The 13,132-nt window shown below is 45.5% G+C and carries 13 protein-coding genes; 6 read left to right on the top strand and 7 right to left on the bottom strand.

Features of this window, described 5'->3' with window-relative positions; genetic code table 11:
* Positions 1–111: 111 nt before the first annotated feature.
* The 5 genes from AC1YY3_RS10220 to AC1YY3_RS10200 form a co-directional block, all read right to left on the bottom strand.
* Positions 112–843 carry a hypothetical protein gene (locus tag AC1YY3_RS10220; RefSeq protein ID WP_482194456.1) on the bottom strand — a complete coding sequence of 244 codons (732 nt, stop codon included), beginning with the start codon at positions 841–843 and terminating at the stop codon, positions 112–114.
* A gap of 88 nt (positions 844–931) precedes the next feature.
* A complete protein-coding gene (locus AC1YY3_RS10215; protein WP_481824634.1) occupies positions 932–1,738 on the bottom strand; it encodes an ABC transporter permease in 807 nt (268 codons plus the stop codon).
* Positions 1,735–2,499, bottom strand: coding sequence for an ABC transporter ATP-binding protein (locus AC1YY3_RS10210; RefSeq protein WP_481824633.1), 765 nt, complete (start codon positions 2,497–2,499; stop codon positions 1,735–1,737). The genes AC1YY3_RS10215 and AC1YY3_RS10210 overlap by 4 nt, the downstream gene beginning before the upstream one ends.
* Entirely contained in the window at positions 2,496–3,455 is a 960-nt protein-coding gene (locus AC1YY3_RS10205) for a PQQ-dependent catabolism-associated beta-propeller protein (protein ID WP_481824632.1), read from the bottom strand. The genes AC1YY3_RS10210 and AC1YY3_RS10205 overlap by 4 nt, the downstream gene beginning before the upstream one ends.
* Positions 3,448–4,638 (bottom strand): ABC transporter substrate-binding protein, encoded by a 1,191-nt coding sequence (locus tag AC1YY3_RS10200; RefSeq protein ID WP_481824631.1) that lies wholly within the window; start codon positions 4,636–4,638, stop codon positions 3,448–3,450. The genes AC1YY3_RS10205 and AC1YY3_RS10200 overlap by 8 nt, the downstream gene beginning before the upstream one ends.
* 170 nt (positions 4,639–4,808) lie before the next feature.
* Here AC1YY3_RS10200 and AC1YY3_RS10195 point away from each other — a divergent pair, with 170 nt between their 5' ends.
* Positions 4,809–5,222 (top strand): PilZ domain-containing protein, encoded by a 414-nt coding sequence (locus AC1YY3_RS10195; protein WP_481824630.1) that lies wholly within the window; start codon positions 4,809–4,811, stop codon positions 5,220–5,222.
* A gap of 79 nt (positions 5,223–5,301) precedes the next feature.
* A complete protein-coding gene (locus AC1YY3_RS10190) occupies positions 5,302–6,126 on the top strand; it encodes an MOSC domain-containing protein (RefSeq protein WP_481824629.1) in 825 nt (274 codons plus the stop codon).
* Between the two features lie 20 nt (positions 6,127–6,146).
* Here the strand turns inward: AC1YY3_RS10190 and AC1YY3_RS10185 are convergent, their stop codons facing one another.
* A complete protein-coding gene (locus tag AC1YY3_RS10185; RefSeq protein WP_481824628.1) occupies positions 6,147–6,563 on the bottom strand; it encodes a low affinity iron permease family protein in 417 nt (138 codons plus the stop codon).
* Between the two features lie 197 nt (positions 6,564–6,760).
* On the opposite strand from AC1YY3_RS10185, the gene AC1YY3_RS10180 reads away from it, so the two are divergent.
* The 4 genes from AC1YY3_RS10180 (at position 6,761) to AC1YY3_RS10165 (ending at position 11,715) form a co-directional block, all read left to right on the top strand.
* Complete coding sequence (locus tag AC1YY3_RS10180; RefSeq protein WP_481824627.1) at positions 6,761–8,425, top strand: glutamine--tRNA ligase/YqeY domain fusion protein; 1,665 nt, start codon at positions 6,761–6,763, stop codon at positions 8,423–8,425.
* 116 nt (positions 8,426–8,541) lie between these two features.
* Positions 8,542–9,024: a BamJ family beta-barrel-assembly machinery protein gene (gene bamJ, locus AC1YY3_RS10175; RefSeq protein ID WP_481824626.1), complete on the top strand. Its 483-nt coding sequence runs from the start codon at positions 8,542–8,544 to the stop codon at positions 9,022–9,024.
* Positions 9,025–9,116: 92 nt separating this feature from the next.
* Positions 9,117–11,456 (top strand): bifunctional 23S rRNA (guanine(2069)-N(7))-methyltransferase RlmK/23S rRNA (guanine(2445)-N(2))-methyltransferase RlmL, encoded by a 2,340-nt coding sequence (rlmKL, locus tag AC1YY3_RS10170; protein WP_481824625.1) that lies wholly within the window; start codon positions 9,117–9,119, stop codon positions 11,454–11,456.
* Positions 11,440–11,715, top strand: coding sequence for an acylphosphatase (locus AC1YY3_RS10165; RefSeq protein ID WP_481824624.1), 276 nt, complete (start codon positions 11,440–11,442; stop codon positions 11,713–11,715). The genes rlmKL and AC1YY3_RS10165 overlap by 17 nt, the downstream gene beginning before the upstream one ends.
* An 87-nt stretch (positions 11,716–11,802) precedes the next feature.
* Here the strand turns inward: AC1YY3_RS10165 and purD are convergent, their stop codons facing one another.
* Positions 11,803–13,077, bottom strand: coding sequence for a phosphoribosylamine--glycine ligase (purD, locus tag AC1YY3_RS10160; RefSeq protein ID WP_481824623.1), 1,275 nt, complete (start codon positions 13,075–13,077; stop codon positions 11,803–11,805).
* Positions 13,078–13,132 lie beyond the last annotated feature (55 nt).

The raw sequence follows: 13,132 nt of genomic DNA, 5'->3' as shown, positions 1-13,132 counted from the left end.
ATCTGGTATCTTTGTATCTGGGTTAGCTGTTTATAACCTTTCATAAGCTTCCTCATCTTTGGTCGGATTGAAAAAGCCTTGAACTATATCAGCTAACCTCTTTCAATCACGTTAAAATGAATTGCACTTATGAGTTGAATCTAAGAAGGGAAATAAGCTTTCAATAAAACTGTACACAAGGGGAATTTCTTTTTGTAGCAAGCCTGTGGGTCTGGATAAACAAAGCAACAGCACCTGACGATAACATTCTTCTGGAGTGCTAGCCTTATTGATATGATTGGTGAGGTCGGGTACTTTTACGTTATCTTTTTTTGATTTTACACTCAGCTTAAACAGCGAATGTAAGTCTATCCAAACCCAATCAGGAATCGGTAAGCCCATAATAAAGTGGCTTACAACCACACTACTCAAGCCTTTGATGCAGCGTTGCAGAGCCAACGCCAAACTTTTCCCCTGAAACCAACTGACTTGCCGATGTGTGAGTTCTTTCAGGACTATCCAGTAGCCAATCGTGAATTCCCGCTCTATCGAAGCCAATACTTGAAGTATTTTTAAGTCATTGTCTTCTTTGGGGAAAGCCGTCCTTATCAATCTGGAACGAAGATAATCTTCCATAATAAGCACTTTGGGACGCATCAGCTCCAACGCATCCAAGCGTAACTGAAACGGCATTTTAAGTGCATTAAAATCGGTGATGAAGTCCTGAATCAACCGCGTTGCCAAACTAGGATTAGCCGTTGGCAGCTCAAATAGCCACTGCTCCAAAGCCTTTGGCTCAAATAATTTTAGCCGTTCAGGTCGGGTTTCTTGTGCTGGAATAACAAGAAAAAAAGAATTTTTCACCTATTCACCGTAATGATTGTTGATCCTTATGATTTAGCCATAAAAACACTGATACCTAGTTTTTTTGGAATGTTTTCGTAGCCTGGACTCATCCTGCCCCCCCTTTTCTAGTCATCATCCCTTTGGACGGATTATAACCTAAGATTGCCAGCGTCATAAATACAATAAAAGCGACTAGCGTATAGATAAAGGTATGTTGATTAAACTGACCATACAAAGCAAAGCGAATTAACTCAACGGCTTGGGAAAATGGATTGTATTGTGCAAGTCGGTGCAGTAAGGCACTGGACTCCTTAATTTTCCATAAGGGATAAAGCGAGGTGGACATAAAGAACATCGGAAAAATCACAAAATTCATCACACCTGCGAAGTTTTCCAATTGTTTAATGAAAGACGATAACAACAACCCCAACGCGCCTAACATCAAACCCGATAAGACTAACGCTGGCAAAATCCAGCCATATCCTTGTAATGGCGGACGAATGTCATAGCACCAAGCGATCCCCAGAAATACATAGACTTGCAGCACGGAAACTGCTGTACCTGCGAGCAATTTGGACAACAGCAAAAACCAGCGCGGCAGGGGGCAGGTTAGCAAAATCCGCATACTGCCCATTTCGCGGTCGTAAACCATAGAAAGCGAGCTTTGCATTCCGTTGAATAGCTGGATCATGCCGCATAATCCCGGCACGATGTAGACTTCGTAGAGGATATAGGTTTCATACGGCGGACTGATCGCCAATCCCAATGCAGACCTGAACCCCGCCGCAAAAATGAACAACCAGACCAAAGGCCTGACCAATGCAGACACAAAGCGCTCGCGTTGGGTGACAAAACGCCAGCATTCGCGCCAGATGATGCCCCACATCGCACGCCAATAATGCAGAATTTTCATCCTTGAAGCCCCTGAGTTAACACATAAAAAGCATCCTTAATGCTTGATGTTGCGGTTTGTTGCAGGACATCATCAACTGTTCCAGTCGCTTTTACCTGACCTTTATGCAAAATAATGACGCGGTCATCGGGATAAATTTCGTCAATTAAATGCGTTGCCCATAACACGGCGATGTTGTCGTCCTTAGCTAAACTATGTACATGTTCGACAATATCCTGGCGACTAGGCACATCAAGACCGACCGTCGGTTCGTCTAGCAACAACAGGGACGGTTTATGCAACAAAGCCCTGGCAATTTCGACTCGCCGCCGATGTCCACCATTCAGTTGGCGGATTTTCTCCTTACGGCGATCATACATATTTAGCCGTTCCAATTCTTCTTGGATGCGCTGCTTGGCGAGCTTATGCCCCATACCATGTAAGGCCGCGTGATAGCCCAGATTCTGCATTACCGTCAGATCCATATCTAAGGTGGATTGCTGGAATACTACGCCCAATCTTGCCAAGGCCTTACTCGTTTGCTTTTTGATGTCAAACCTACATAACTCGATTCTTCCACTACGAGCATCATATAAACGGGTAATCAGGGCGAATAAGGTGCTTTTCCCTGCCCCATTCGGACCCAACAATACTGTACATTCACCCGATTGGATGTCAAAACTCACTTGATCTAAGGCTTTCTTGCCGCTGTAAGAAAAGCTCAAATCTTCGATAGATAAAGCTATTTCTTTGCTATTGGTTTGTCGTAAAGGCTGGCTCATGGCTTAACGGCAACCCCCCAGGGATAATTACCTACACCTAGCGATTTAGTTACCGTTAGGTTATCGAGATCAATAATGGATATATCGTTACTTACTCCATTCGTCGTATATAAGCGTTTTTGGTCGGGCGAAAACGCCAGATTCCACACCCGCTGCCCCACCAACAAATACTTTTCGACTTCGTAAGTTTTGGCATTAATAACAGCAACACGGTTGGCTGGCCCCAAAGCCACATAGCCACGCTTGTTTTCCTTGTCGATAACAACACCTACGGGTTGTATTTTATCCTTGGTCACGCCCTGAACCTCAAACGTAATGCGTTTTACAATCTGTTTGGTGCTGGCATCCACAATCGACAAGCTACTCGCCATCTCGGAAGTTGCCCAAGCAAACTTACTGTCCGAGGTAAATGTAACGGCACGGGGACGTGCATCGACCAGTGTATTCTCGACAATTATGTTGGTTTTGGCATCAATCCAATGCAGCATATTAGTTGTTTCAGACGCGCTGACAACCCAGCGGCTATCAGGGCTAACGGTAATGCCCTCTGGCTCTACGCCCACTTGAATCTGCTTGATGACCTTTTTTTTAGCGATGTCCATCACCGTCACCCTGCTATCATCCTCGTTGGAGATATAGAGCGTGTCACCTTTAGGATTGAGCGCGAACGTTTCTGGATCGTCGCCAGAAGGCAGCGTCCCGATTTCTTTCAGGGTTTCAGTGTCGATCATTTTGATGATATTGTCGTCGCTGGTAGCAATGTATATCACTTTATTGTCGGGACTAATGGCAATACCTCTTGGACGCTGTCCGACTTCCACAGTTTTAATCAGTTCGCCTGCTATCGGATCGACAATCGCCAGGGCATTGTCTTTTTCCAAGGTGACGAATACGGTTTCGGCTTGTGCAGAAGCCGCTAATATCAACAAAATAGCACTTAAAATCTGCTTATTCACCGCTTTTACTCCATTTACATTCTGTTTCTGGTTGATCGTAGCCCAACGTATCCAGCTCGGTTTTGGGATGCAAAAAGCCCTCAATCGGAGCAACCGCAACTAAAGACCGAGGCGCAGCTAACAACACCGGTTGACGCAATTGATGATCCCAAGATCGAAATGATAAGGATGTACCCTTATAACCTTGCAAAGCGAATTGGTCACTCAACAAGTAATCCTTAATAGGCTTCAATTCATTTGATTTTGCACGGGTTGCCGCTTCGCCAATCGCCCGGACTGCCAGATAAGCACCATAATCCTGTTCTTCCATCCACCGCCCTGCTTTTTCTTTGAAGCGGTTTTGAATCTGCGTCGCGCCCCATTGTTCATGCGCCCGATGCCATGAGGTTGCTACTAAGCCTTGTGTTCCGATAACAGGTCGTGGAATCCAGGTACGGTAATCCAGGTATTCACCAAACTCGCCTTGCTCATCGGCAACCACCAATACCTCGTAATCCTCATCAAGCTGGGTAAAAACAGCCACGTCGGATTGTGCGGTTCGCCGTGCATCAAAGGTATGTTCCCAGGTTTTTTCCTGGACAATCTTCATGTTGAATTTTTTGGCGGCGCGCTTTGTGGCTTCAGCATATAGTTTATCTTCCTCTGTGTTGCCGACAACCAAAAACCACTTCGTCCAGCGTTTTTTCATCATGTACTGGGCGAGTGCGTCGGCACGCATGGCGCGACTGGGCAACAGGTGCAACACGTTCGCACGGCAATCCTGGTTACGTAAGGCATCATCGATGGTCGCGACATCAAACAGCAAAATGGCTTTTGCTGCATCTAAATCAGCGACTTTATTGGTTACATCGGATGCTAAATTGGTAACCACAAAGGCATATTTTTTGGCGATTTGTTTGTTAAAAGTATCTACAACATTCCCGTCCACCGGAATGATGAATTTCTCCAGGAAAAACTTCTGTTTGGTGTATTCACCGGTTGTATTGTTATCTTCAATTGCCAGTTCCGCCCCTAAAACGCCTTTGTTTTCGATAACTGGATCAAGATTAGATAACACAGGACGTACTTTTTGGGTTTGGGTCAGGTAAGCAATTTTGATGACTTGCTTGCCTTTTGCAAACAAGAAATTTGAAGCAACTAGCTGAAAAATAATGAAGATAATCCAAGCTAATCGAGGTAACATCTTAATCGAGCGCATTTTCACGGGTAAGCATTAATGAATAAACAGCATTTATTCTAACGGATTGAACATATTTTTTTATTATAATCGTCAAATCTCGCCTTAACATTTGAAAAATATCACTTTAGGGTCGATACTAACAATAACTTCGTTATAAAACGCTTTCACTATTCATGTCGAAACCTACAAATCCAGTACAAACTGACGAACATTGGTCTAAAAGTAGCGCGTCTGCTCCATTCAAAACCAATAGACGTATGGGTATACGTTATGTCAGAAGTGATATTGGCGTTACGCTGCGGAAAATCGGCATGTTTGATTTCACTTTTGCAAACCAAGATACGTCGGTAAAGCTGATTGATATTAGTAGCAGAGGTGTGATGATTGCAACAAACCTAAAATTGCCCATCAATAAGCCGGTTTCTTTAACGATACGTTTTACCGACTTCAAAGAATTTGAAATTCCCAGTAAAGTTGTGCGTAAAACCCAAGGTAATGTCATTATTTACGGCATCAAATTTGATAAGGTCAATAATAAACTGGCTGATAAATTACTGGCAACGCAACGTAAATTATCCTTTACATAAGCATGTAATCCCTCGTTTTATAACCCGAATCTGTATTTTAGCTCATCCGCTTGCTTGCCACTTAATCAGCTAAACCACCATGACAAACCTCGTACTCAGCGATATGTATATCTATCCGGTCAAGTCACTTGCTGGCATACGGGTAACGAGATGGCAGGTGGTAGCAACGGGCTTTAAGTACGATAGAAAGTGGATGTTGATTGATGCAGAACGGCAATTCCTCAGCCAACGCCGTTTGCCACGAATGGCGTTGATAAAAACCACACTGACTGACAGTGAGCTTATCCTGTCTGCACCAGGCATGGACGATTTATCCTTGCCGCTAGAACCAACGATGGGCGACATTATCAATAGCACGATCTGGCACGATCACGTCGATACCATCACCGTATCTTTCGAGGCGGATGCTTGGTTTAGCTGTTTTCTGCAAATAGAATGCAGACTGGTCTACCAACCGGATGCTGCCATTCGCCCTGTTAATCCTGACTTTGCCAACCCAGAAGATCAAACTGCACTTTCCGATGGTTTTCCTTTCCTGCTGATTTCTGAAAATTCGCTGGTCGCATTAAATAAAGCCATGCAGATCAATTTAGCTATGGCTCGTTTCCGTCCTAATTTGGTAGTTTCGGGCTGTGATGCTTTTGACGAAGATTTTTGGCGGCAAATTACCATCGGTACTATCGGCTTTCGCTTACCTAAACCCTGCTCGCGCTGTTCTGTGCCAACTATTGACCCAGCAACAGGTAAAACTGGCAAAGAACCACTCACCACGCTCAACCGCCTCAGAAAATGGCAGCATAAGGTTTATTTTGGGCAAAATGCCCTGCACGATGGTTTAGGAATGCTATCAGTTGGAGATAGCGTACAAATCAACCTTACTGGCACTCAGCAACCGCCGTTGTAATCGTCCTGATTACTGCTGACTTAATCACCCATATCAGGCGTATCGGTATCTAAAATACCGCTTTCAACATTTCTTCTGGCTAATTCAGCCAATGCTTCGTATTTTACCCTAAAGGCATCGAGATGAATTTCCTCAAGCTCCTCAATATCTAACAAGGCGTTGTGCGCTCCCTTAGTTGCCCTGATTAATTCATCCAATTTGATTTGAATGGCTTCCGTATCGCGGTTTTGGGTGCTTTGAATGAGAAAAACCATCAAGAATGTAATAATCGTCGTCGCTGTATTGATAACCAATTGCCAGGTATTGCTGTAATTGAACATAGGCCCTGTGATTATCCAGAGCAGAATGGTTGCTACGGAAAGCACAAATACGATAGGCCGACCACAAAATCGTGAAGAAGCTTTGGCAAACCTTGAATACCAGGTTGTTTGTTTCATAAGATGTTACTCGCTGAATGTTAGATGAGTAGTATTACCTAGCAACTTCACTACCCGAAAGCCTGATAATACCCTAATACCTCGGCTTTACTGAAATAGTCAAATCCAGTAGTATTCCTGCCAATGCTATTAAAAAATCTGACTCGACAAGCTTTTCAGGTATTCTTGCAGATAACCTATACCAACACGTAGAATCCATGTCCATTAACGATACGCAAACCCCAGCCAATTTCATTCGCCACATTGTTGCCGACGATCTTAAAACCAATAAGCACAATGGCAAAGTCGCCACCCGCTTTCCGCCAGAACCAAACGGCTATCTACATATTGGTCATGCCAAATCCATCTGCTTGAACTTTGGGATTGCCGCTGAAAATAACGGTACGTGCAATCTCAGGTTTGACGACACCAATCCTGAAAAAGAAAGTATCGAATACATGGAATCCATCGAGCGTGATGTGCAGTGGTTGGGATTTGCATGGAATGGCTTGTACCACGCTTCCGATTATTTCGAGCAACTTTATCAATATGCCGAACAACTCATCCAGCAAGGTCAGGCTTATGTGGACAGCTTATCGGCTGAAGAAATCAGGGCTTATCGTGGCACTCTGACCGAACCCGGCAAGCCTAGCCCAGACCGCAACCGCTCTATAGAAGAAAATCTCGACTTGTTCAGGCGGATGCGGGCAGGTGAGTTTGCCGACGGGCAATATGTGTTACGTGCAAAAATCGACATGGCATCGCCCAATATCAATATGCGCGATCCTGCCATTTACCGAATTCGCCGTGTGCATCACCATCGTACTGGCGATACCTGGTGCATCTATCCCATGTACGATTACACCCATTGCATTTCTGATGCGCTGGAAGGCATTACCCATTCCTTATGCACGCTGGAGTTTGAAGACCACCGTCCGTTGTACGATTGGGTATTAGAACAACTAGATACCCCCTGCCATCCGCAACAGATTGAGTTCGCCCGTTTGCAACTGGAATATACCATCGTCAGTAAACGCAAACTGAATCAACTGGTGATGGAGAAGCACGTCAATGGCTGGGATGATCCCCGAATGCCAACTATTGCCGGACTACGCAGGGCAGGTGTTACACCAAAAGCAATCCGTGATTTTTGTGAGCGTATCGGCCTGACCAAACAAAATTCATGGATAGAAATGTCGGTGCTGGAATATTGCATCCGTGAAGACCTGAATGAGAACTCAGCACGGGCGATGGCGGTGTTAAATCCGTTACGGCTGGTGATTGATAATTACCCAGACGGCAAAACCGAGCAACTCATCATCAGCAATCATCCGCAAAAGCCAGAACTCGGTAACCGCGATGTGCCGTTTAGCAAGGTGATCTTGATTGAACAAGATGATTTTGCCGCTTGTCCGCCGCCTAAGTTTAAACGCTTGGTAGAAGGTGGCGAAGTCCGGCTGCGCGGTGCTTATGTTATCCAATGCAACGAGGTCGTGAAAGATGATGAAGGCAATATCATCGAACTGCGTTGTACTTACGATCCAGACACGCTCGGCAAAAACCCCGAAGGTCGCAAGGTGAAAGGCGTAATCCACTGGGTTTCCGAACAACATAGTCTGCCAACCGAAATAAGGCTTTATGACCGCCTATTTACCGTTCCGAATCCCGACAATGAAGACAACTTTCTGGATGCGATAAATACTGATTCATTACAAATTCTTAGCGATTGCCGCATCGAAGCCAGTCTAGGCAAAGCCACAGCCGATAGCCGCTACCAATTTGAAAGGACAGGCTATTTTTGCTTCGATGCAAAAGATAGTGGGAACGGCAAACTGGTATTCAACCGCACGGTGACGTTGCGGGATGGTTGGGTGAAGGATTGATTTGACAAAGTTTTACATCACAGGCTTTCCTGGTCTTATCGTCAAATAAAGACTTTTCCAACAAGCGTAGGCGTTTATAATGTGCTTTTCATTTATTAATTAAGAGGTCGATTAAAATGCAAAAAACTCATATTCAAATTCTTTCCGCTATCTTTGCTATTGCCATAGGACTAACCATGTTTTCACTCGCCAATGCTGCCTCCCCAGAAGAAAATAAAGCCGCAGGCGAGAAATTCCTGGCTGAAAATACCAAAAAAGCTAATGTGAAAACCACTGCGAGTGGCTTGCAGTACGAGGTTTTGACTCCAGGCAAAGGCACGGCTCACCCTGCTGCCACTGACAATGTAACAGTCCACTATAAAGGGACATCTTTGGACGGCAAGGAATTTGACAGCTCCTACAGCCGAGGCGAACCCACTTCTTTCCCGTTAAATGGCGTTATCCCAGGTTGGACAGAAGGCGTGCAACTGATGACCGAAGGCGCAAAATATAAGTTTTATATCCCCTCAACCCTAGCCTATGGCGAAAACGGTGCAGGTGGCGCTATCGGCCCTAATGAAACCCTGATTTTTGAAGTTGAACTGATAAAAATCAATTAATTGGCGTTATAGTTTTCACAATAACGGGATAATTTTGTCCACATAACTCCTGTTTAAAGCCTTGCCAGAAGCAAGGCTTTTCTATTTTACCGATGTCTACATACCAACTTTTCGCCACTACCCCAAAAGCAATGGAAGACATCCTCGCGGATGAGTTACGCTCGCTGGGTTGTGACAAGGTTAAATCAACCATTGCTGGCGCATATTTTGAGGGCGATTTAGCTACCGCTTACCGGATCTGCTTGTGGTCGAGAATCGCCAACAGGGTATTGCTACAACTCAGCACGTTCAAGGTTACAAGCCAGGACGACCTGTATCAGGGCGTACAGAAAATCAACTGGTTTGAACATCTAAAGCCAGAAGGCAGCTTTGCGGTGACCTTTAATGCGAAGAATTCACAGGCAATCAACAACACCCATTTTGGCGCATTAAAGGCCAAGGATGCTGTCGTTGACCAGATGCGGGCAAAGTTTGAAAAACGCCCTAATATCAACACGGAACAGCCCGATATTCGGATCAATGTCAACTTGAACGGCGAAACGGCTGTATTAAGCCTGGATTTGTCGGGAGAAAGCTTGCACCGCCGTGGTTATCGTGACACCACCATCAAGGCTCCCATCAAGGAGAATCTGGCGGCTGCGTTGCTAATCCGTAGTCGTTGGCCTGATATAGCAAAACAAAACGGCACCTTGATCGACCCCATGTGCGGTTCAGGGACTTTATTGGTGGAAGGTGCGATGATCGCCGCTGATTATGCGCCGGGTTTGCTACGGGATTATTACGGCTTTATCGGCTGGAAAAAACATGACGCGGATTGCTGGAAAGCATTGCTGTTTGAAGCGCTGCAACGCAAAACCGCTGGCATAAAGCAGTTACCGATGATTGTCGGCTTCGATAAGGACAGCCGCAACATCAACACGGCTCTTACCCATATTGCTAACGCTGAGTTACAGAACAAAATCCATCTTGAATGCCGCGATATAGGCGATGCTTCACCAGCCTTAAGCTGGAAACTAGGCTTGGTTATCTGCAACCCACCTTACGGCGAACGCTTAGGTGATGAGCAAGAAACTGCCGATCTGTACAAAAAATTTGGCGATTCGTTAAAAGCACATTTTAATCATTGGCAAGTGGCGATGATTATCAGCAATCCCGAATTAGGTTTTCGTCTAGGTATCCGTTCGCAAAAACCCGTCACTTTTTACAACGGCGCATTGGAATGTAAATTACTGCGGATGACGATTGAAGAAGCTGCATTTTTCATCCCTAAACCCAAATCCGCAGAAGAACGGATTACCCAGATAAACGAAACGATAACAGCCCATCAAGATGAAATTGAAGCTGAAACCAAAGTAAGCAAAGGACGCGAATCTAGGATAGAAGCCACCGCCAATACAGATATAAGTGAGGGGTGTGAATTGGGAGCGGTAAGTTTCGCCTACAGGGATGTAGGCGAGGGGCGTGAGTTGGGAGCGGTAAGCTTCGCCAACCGCTTACAAAAAAACCTGAAAAAACTAGCCTCTTGGAAAAACATAAATAACATCAATTGCTATCGAATTTACGATGCCGACTTACCCGAATACGCCGTCGCTATCGACTTGTACCAAGGCAAAGAAACCTGGATAAATGTCCAGGAATACGATCCACCCAAAACCATTGATCCGTTTAAAGCCAATCAACGGCTGGCTGAACTGCTTGCAGAAATCCCCAAAGTCTTAGGCGTTGCATCTAACCATGTATTTTTAAAAATACGCCGCAAGCAGAAAAATACCGATCAATACCAAAAACTGGGTGATAACAGGCATTTCCATATCATTGAAGAACACGGCTGCAAGTTGCAGGTCAATTTTGAAGATTATCTGGATACCGGTTTATTTTTGGATCACCGCCCTATCCGCTTACTGATCCAGCAGCAAGCAAAAGGTAAGCGTTTCCTGAACCTGTTTGCTTATACCGGCAGCGCAACAGTCCATGCCGCAGTTGGCGGCGCAACGGCTACGGCTACGGTGGATATGTCCAATACTTATCTCGATTGGGCAAAGGCAAATCTGGCATTAAACACTACCAACGGCAAACATGAATTTATCCAGGCCGATTGCCTGGAATGGCTGGATGAGGAAGCAAAACATGCTCACCCCAGGCAATATGACCTGATTTTTCTCGACCCGCCGACTTTTTCTAACTCAAAACGTATGAGCGACGTATTCGATATACAAAAAGACCATGCCTTCTTAATCAAGCAAGCGGTTACCTTATTAGCTCCCCAAGGAATCCTCTATTTTTCCACCAATTTTCGGCGATTTACATTAGATAAAGCTGGATTGACGGAACTCAAAATTGAGGATATAACCGCAAAAACCATACCTGAAGACTTTAGCCGCAATCCCAAAATCCATTATTGCTGGAGGATTCAGCATGAATCGTACCGTTAAAATCCGAGTTACTGGTCGAGTTCAAGGCGTTTACTTTCGCCGATTTACCAAAAATAAAGCTCAGGATTTAGGTGTAAAAGGATCGGTGCAAAACATGGAAGATGGTCGGGTCGAAATTATTGTACAAGCTGAGGCAGATACCTTGGAATCCTTCATTCAATGGTGTCACAAAGGCCCGATTACGGCGCGGGTGGATCACGTCGAACTCATTGAACTACAGGTGAATGAAGTTGAATTCAGCTCATTTGAAATTATTTAACTGCATCGAGGGCTTATCGCGGCTCAAATCACCCAAAATTATTGCGTTTTCAAAATGGCTACAATCCTCAGCCATTATGAAATGGCTTTACCTTACCGCCTTAAAACCAATATCCGTCCGATAATAAGCATTATCCCAACGAATATTTTTTACCTGTTGATAGGCTTTGGTTTGGGCTTCCTTTATCGTATCGCCTAAAGCACAGACACACAGGACGCGGCCTCCGGCGGTTACGATGATATCGTCTCGTGTTTGTGTACCCGCGTGAAACACCTTGACATCGTCCATTTCCTGTTCCGGTAAACCTTTAATCACCGCGCCTTGCTGATAGGTATCAGGATAACCGCCTGCCGCCATGACGACACCTAGTGCCGCCCGGTCGTCCCAATCGCTGGTAGTTTTATCGAGTTTGCCAGCCAGTGCCGCTTCACATAATTCCACAAGATCGCTTTTCAAGCGCATCATAATGGGCTGAGTTTCGGGGTCGCCGAAACGGCAATTGTATTCCAGCACCTTGATGGCACCATCAGGGGAAATCATCAAACCTGCGTACAAGAAGCCCGTATAAGGATTGCCGTCTTCCGCCATACCTTGCAAGGTCGGTGCAATGACTTCTTGCATGACACGCTGATGTATCTCAGGAGTGACTACAGGTGCAGGCGAATAAGCCCCCATTCCACCGGTATTAGGACCCTGATCGCCATTATCTCGTGCCTTGTGGTCTTGCGAGGTTGCCATAGCCAAGGCCTGTTTGCCGTCTGCGATCACGATAAAACTGGCTTCTTCGCCTTGCAGGAATTCCTCGATGACTACTCGACTTCCGGCAGACCCAAAGACGTTGCCTGAAAGCATATCTTCTACGGCATTAATGGCTTCCTGTTCGGTCTGCGCCACCACAACGCCTTTGCCGGCCGCCAAGCCGTCTGCCTTTACCACAATCGGCACACCTTGGGCTTTTATATAAGCGATTGCTTGATCTTGATCGGTAAAGCTTTGGTATTTGGCAGTCGGGATGTTGTACCTGACCATAAAATCCTTACAAAAACTTTTGGAACCTTCCAGTTGCGCCGCCTGGGCTGTGGGGCCAAAACATTGCAATCCAGCCTGTATGAAGCTGTCAACTATACCCATCGTTAACGGGACTTCAGGACCGACAATGGTGAGGTCGATTTGTTCTTGCCTTGCAAATACCAGCAGCCCAAGTATATCCGTCGCAGCAATTGCCACATTTTCCACGCCCGTTTCCAATGCCGTCCCAGCATTACCGGGCGCGACAAAGACTTTCTCAACTTTACGAGACTGCTTAACTTTCCAAGCCAAGGCGTGTTCACGCCCACCGCTACCAACTATTAAGATTTTCATGAATTAGGTTCAGAGTACAAAGTTCAGGGTTCAAGGTGAAAGGCGTAGCTGTTTT

The sequence above is a fragment of the Methyloglobulus sp. genome, from assembly GCF_964779595.1.
Note: the sequence above shows the minus strand (reverse complement) of the source record. Positions and strands in the feature narration are given on the sequence as shown.

Bases quoted from the DNA above. Each gene is read 5' to 3' on its own strand.
- AC1YY3_RS10215 (WP_481824634.1), bottom strand. From the start codon at position 1,738: ATGAAAATTCTGCATTATTGGCGTGCGATGTGGGGCATCATCTGGCGC.
- AC1YY3_RS10210 (WP_481824633.1), bottom strand. From the start codon at position 2,499: ATGAGCCAGCCTTTACGACAAACCAATAGCAAAGAAATAGCTTTATCT.
- AC1YY3_RS10200 (WP_481824631.1), bottom strand. From the start codon at position 4,638: ATGTTACCTCGATTAGCTTGGATTATCTTCATTATTTTTCAGCTAGTT.
- AC1YY3_RS10195 (WP_481824630.1), top strand. From the start codon at position 4,809: ATGTCGAAACCTACAAATCCAGTACAAACTGACGAACATTGGTCTAAA.
- AC1YY3_RS10190 (WP_481824629.1), top strand. From the start codon at position 5,302: ATGACAAACCTCGTACTCAGCGATATGTATATCTATCCGGTCAAGTCA.
- AC1YY3_RS10185 (WP_481824628.1), bottom strand. From the start codon at position 6,563: ATGAAACAAACAACCTGGTATTCAAGGTTTGCCAAAGCTTCTTCACGA.
- AC1YY3_RS10180 (WP_481824627.1), top strand. From the start codon at position 6,761: ATGTCCATTAACGATACGCAAACCCCAGCCAATTTCATTCGCCACATT.
- bamJ (WP_481824626.1), top strand. From the start codon at position 8,542: ATGCAAAAAACTCATATTCAAATTCTTTCCGCTATCTTTGCTATTGCC.
- rlmKL (WP_481824625.1), top strand. From the start codon at position 9,117: ATGTCTACATACCAACTTTTCGCCACTACCCCAAAAGCAATGGAAGAC.
- AC1YY3_RS10165 (WP_481824624.1), top strand. From the start codon at position 11,440: ATGAATCGTACCGTTAAAATCCGAGTTACTGGTCGAGTTCAAGGCGTT.
- purD (WP_481824623.1), bottom strand. From the start codon at position 13,077: ATGAAAATCTTAATAGTTGGTAGCGGTGGGCGTGAACACGCCTTGGCT.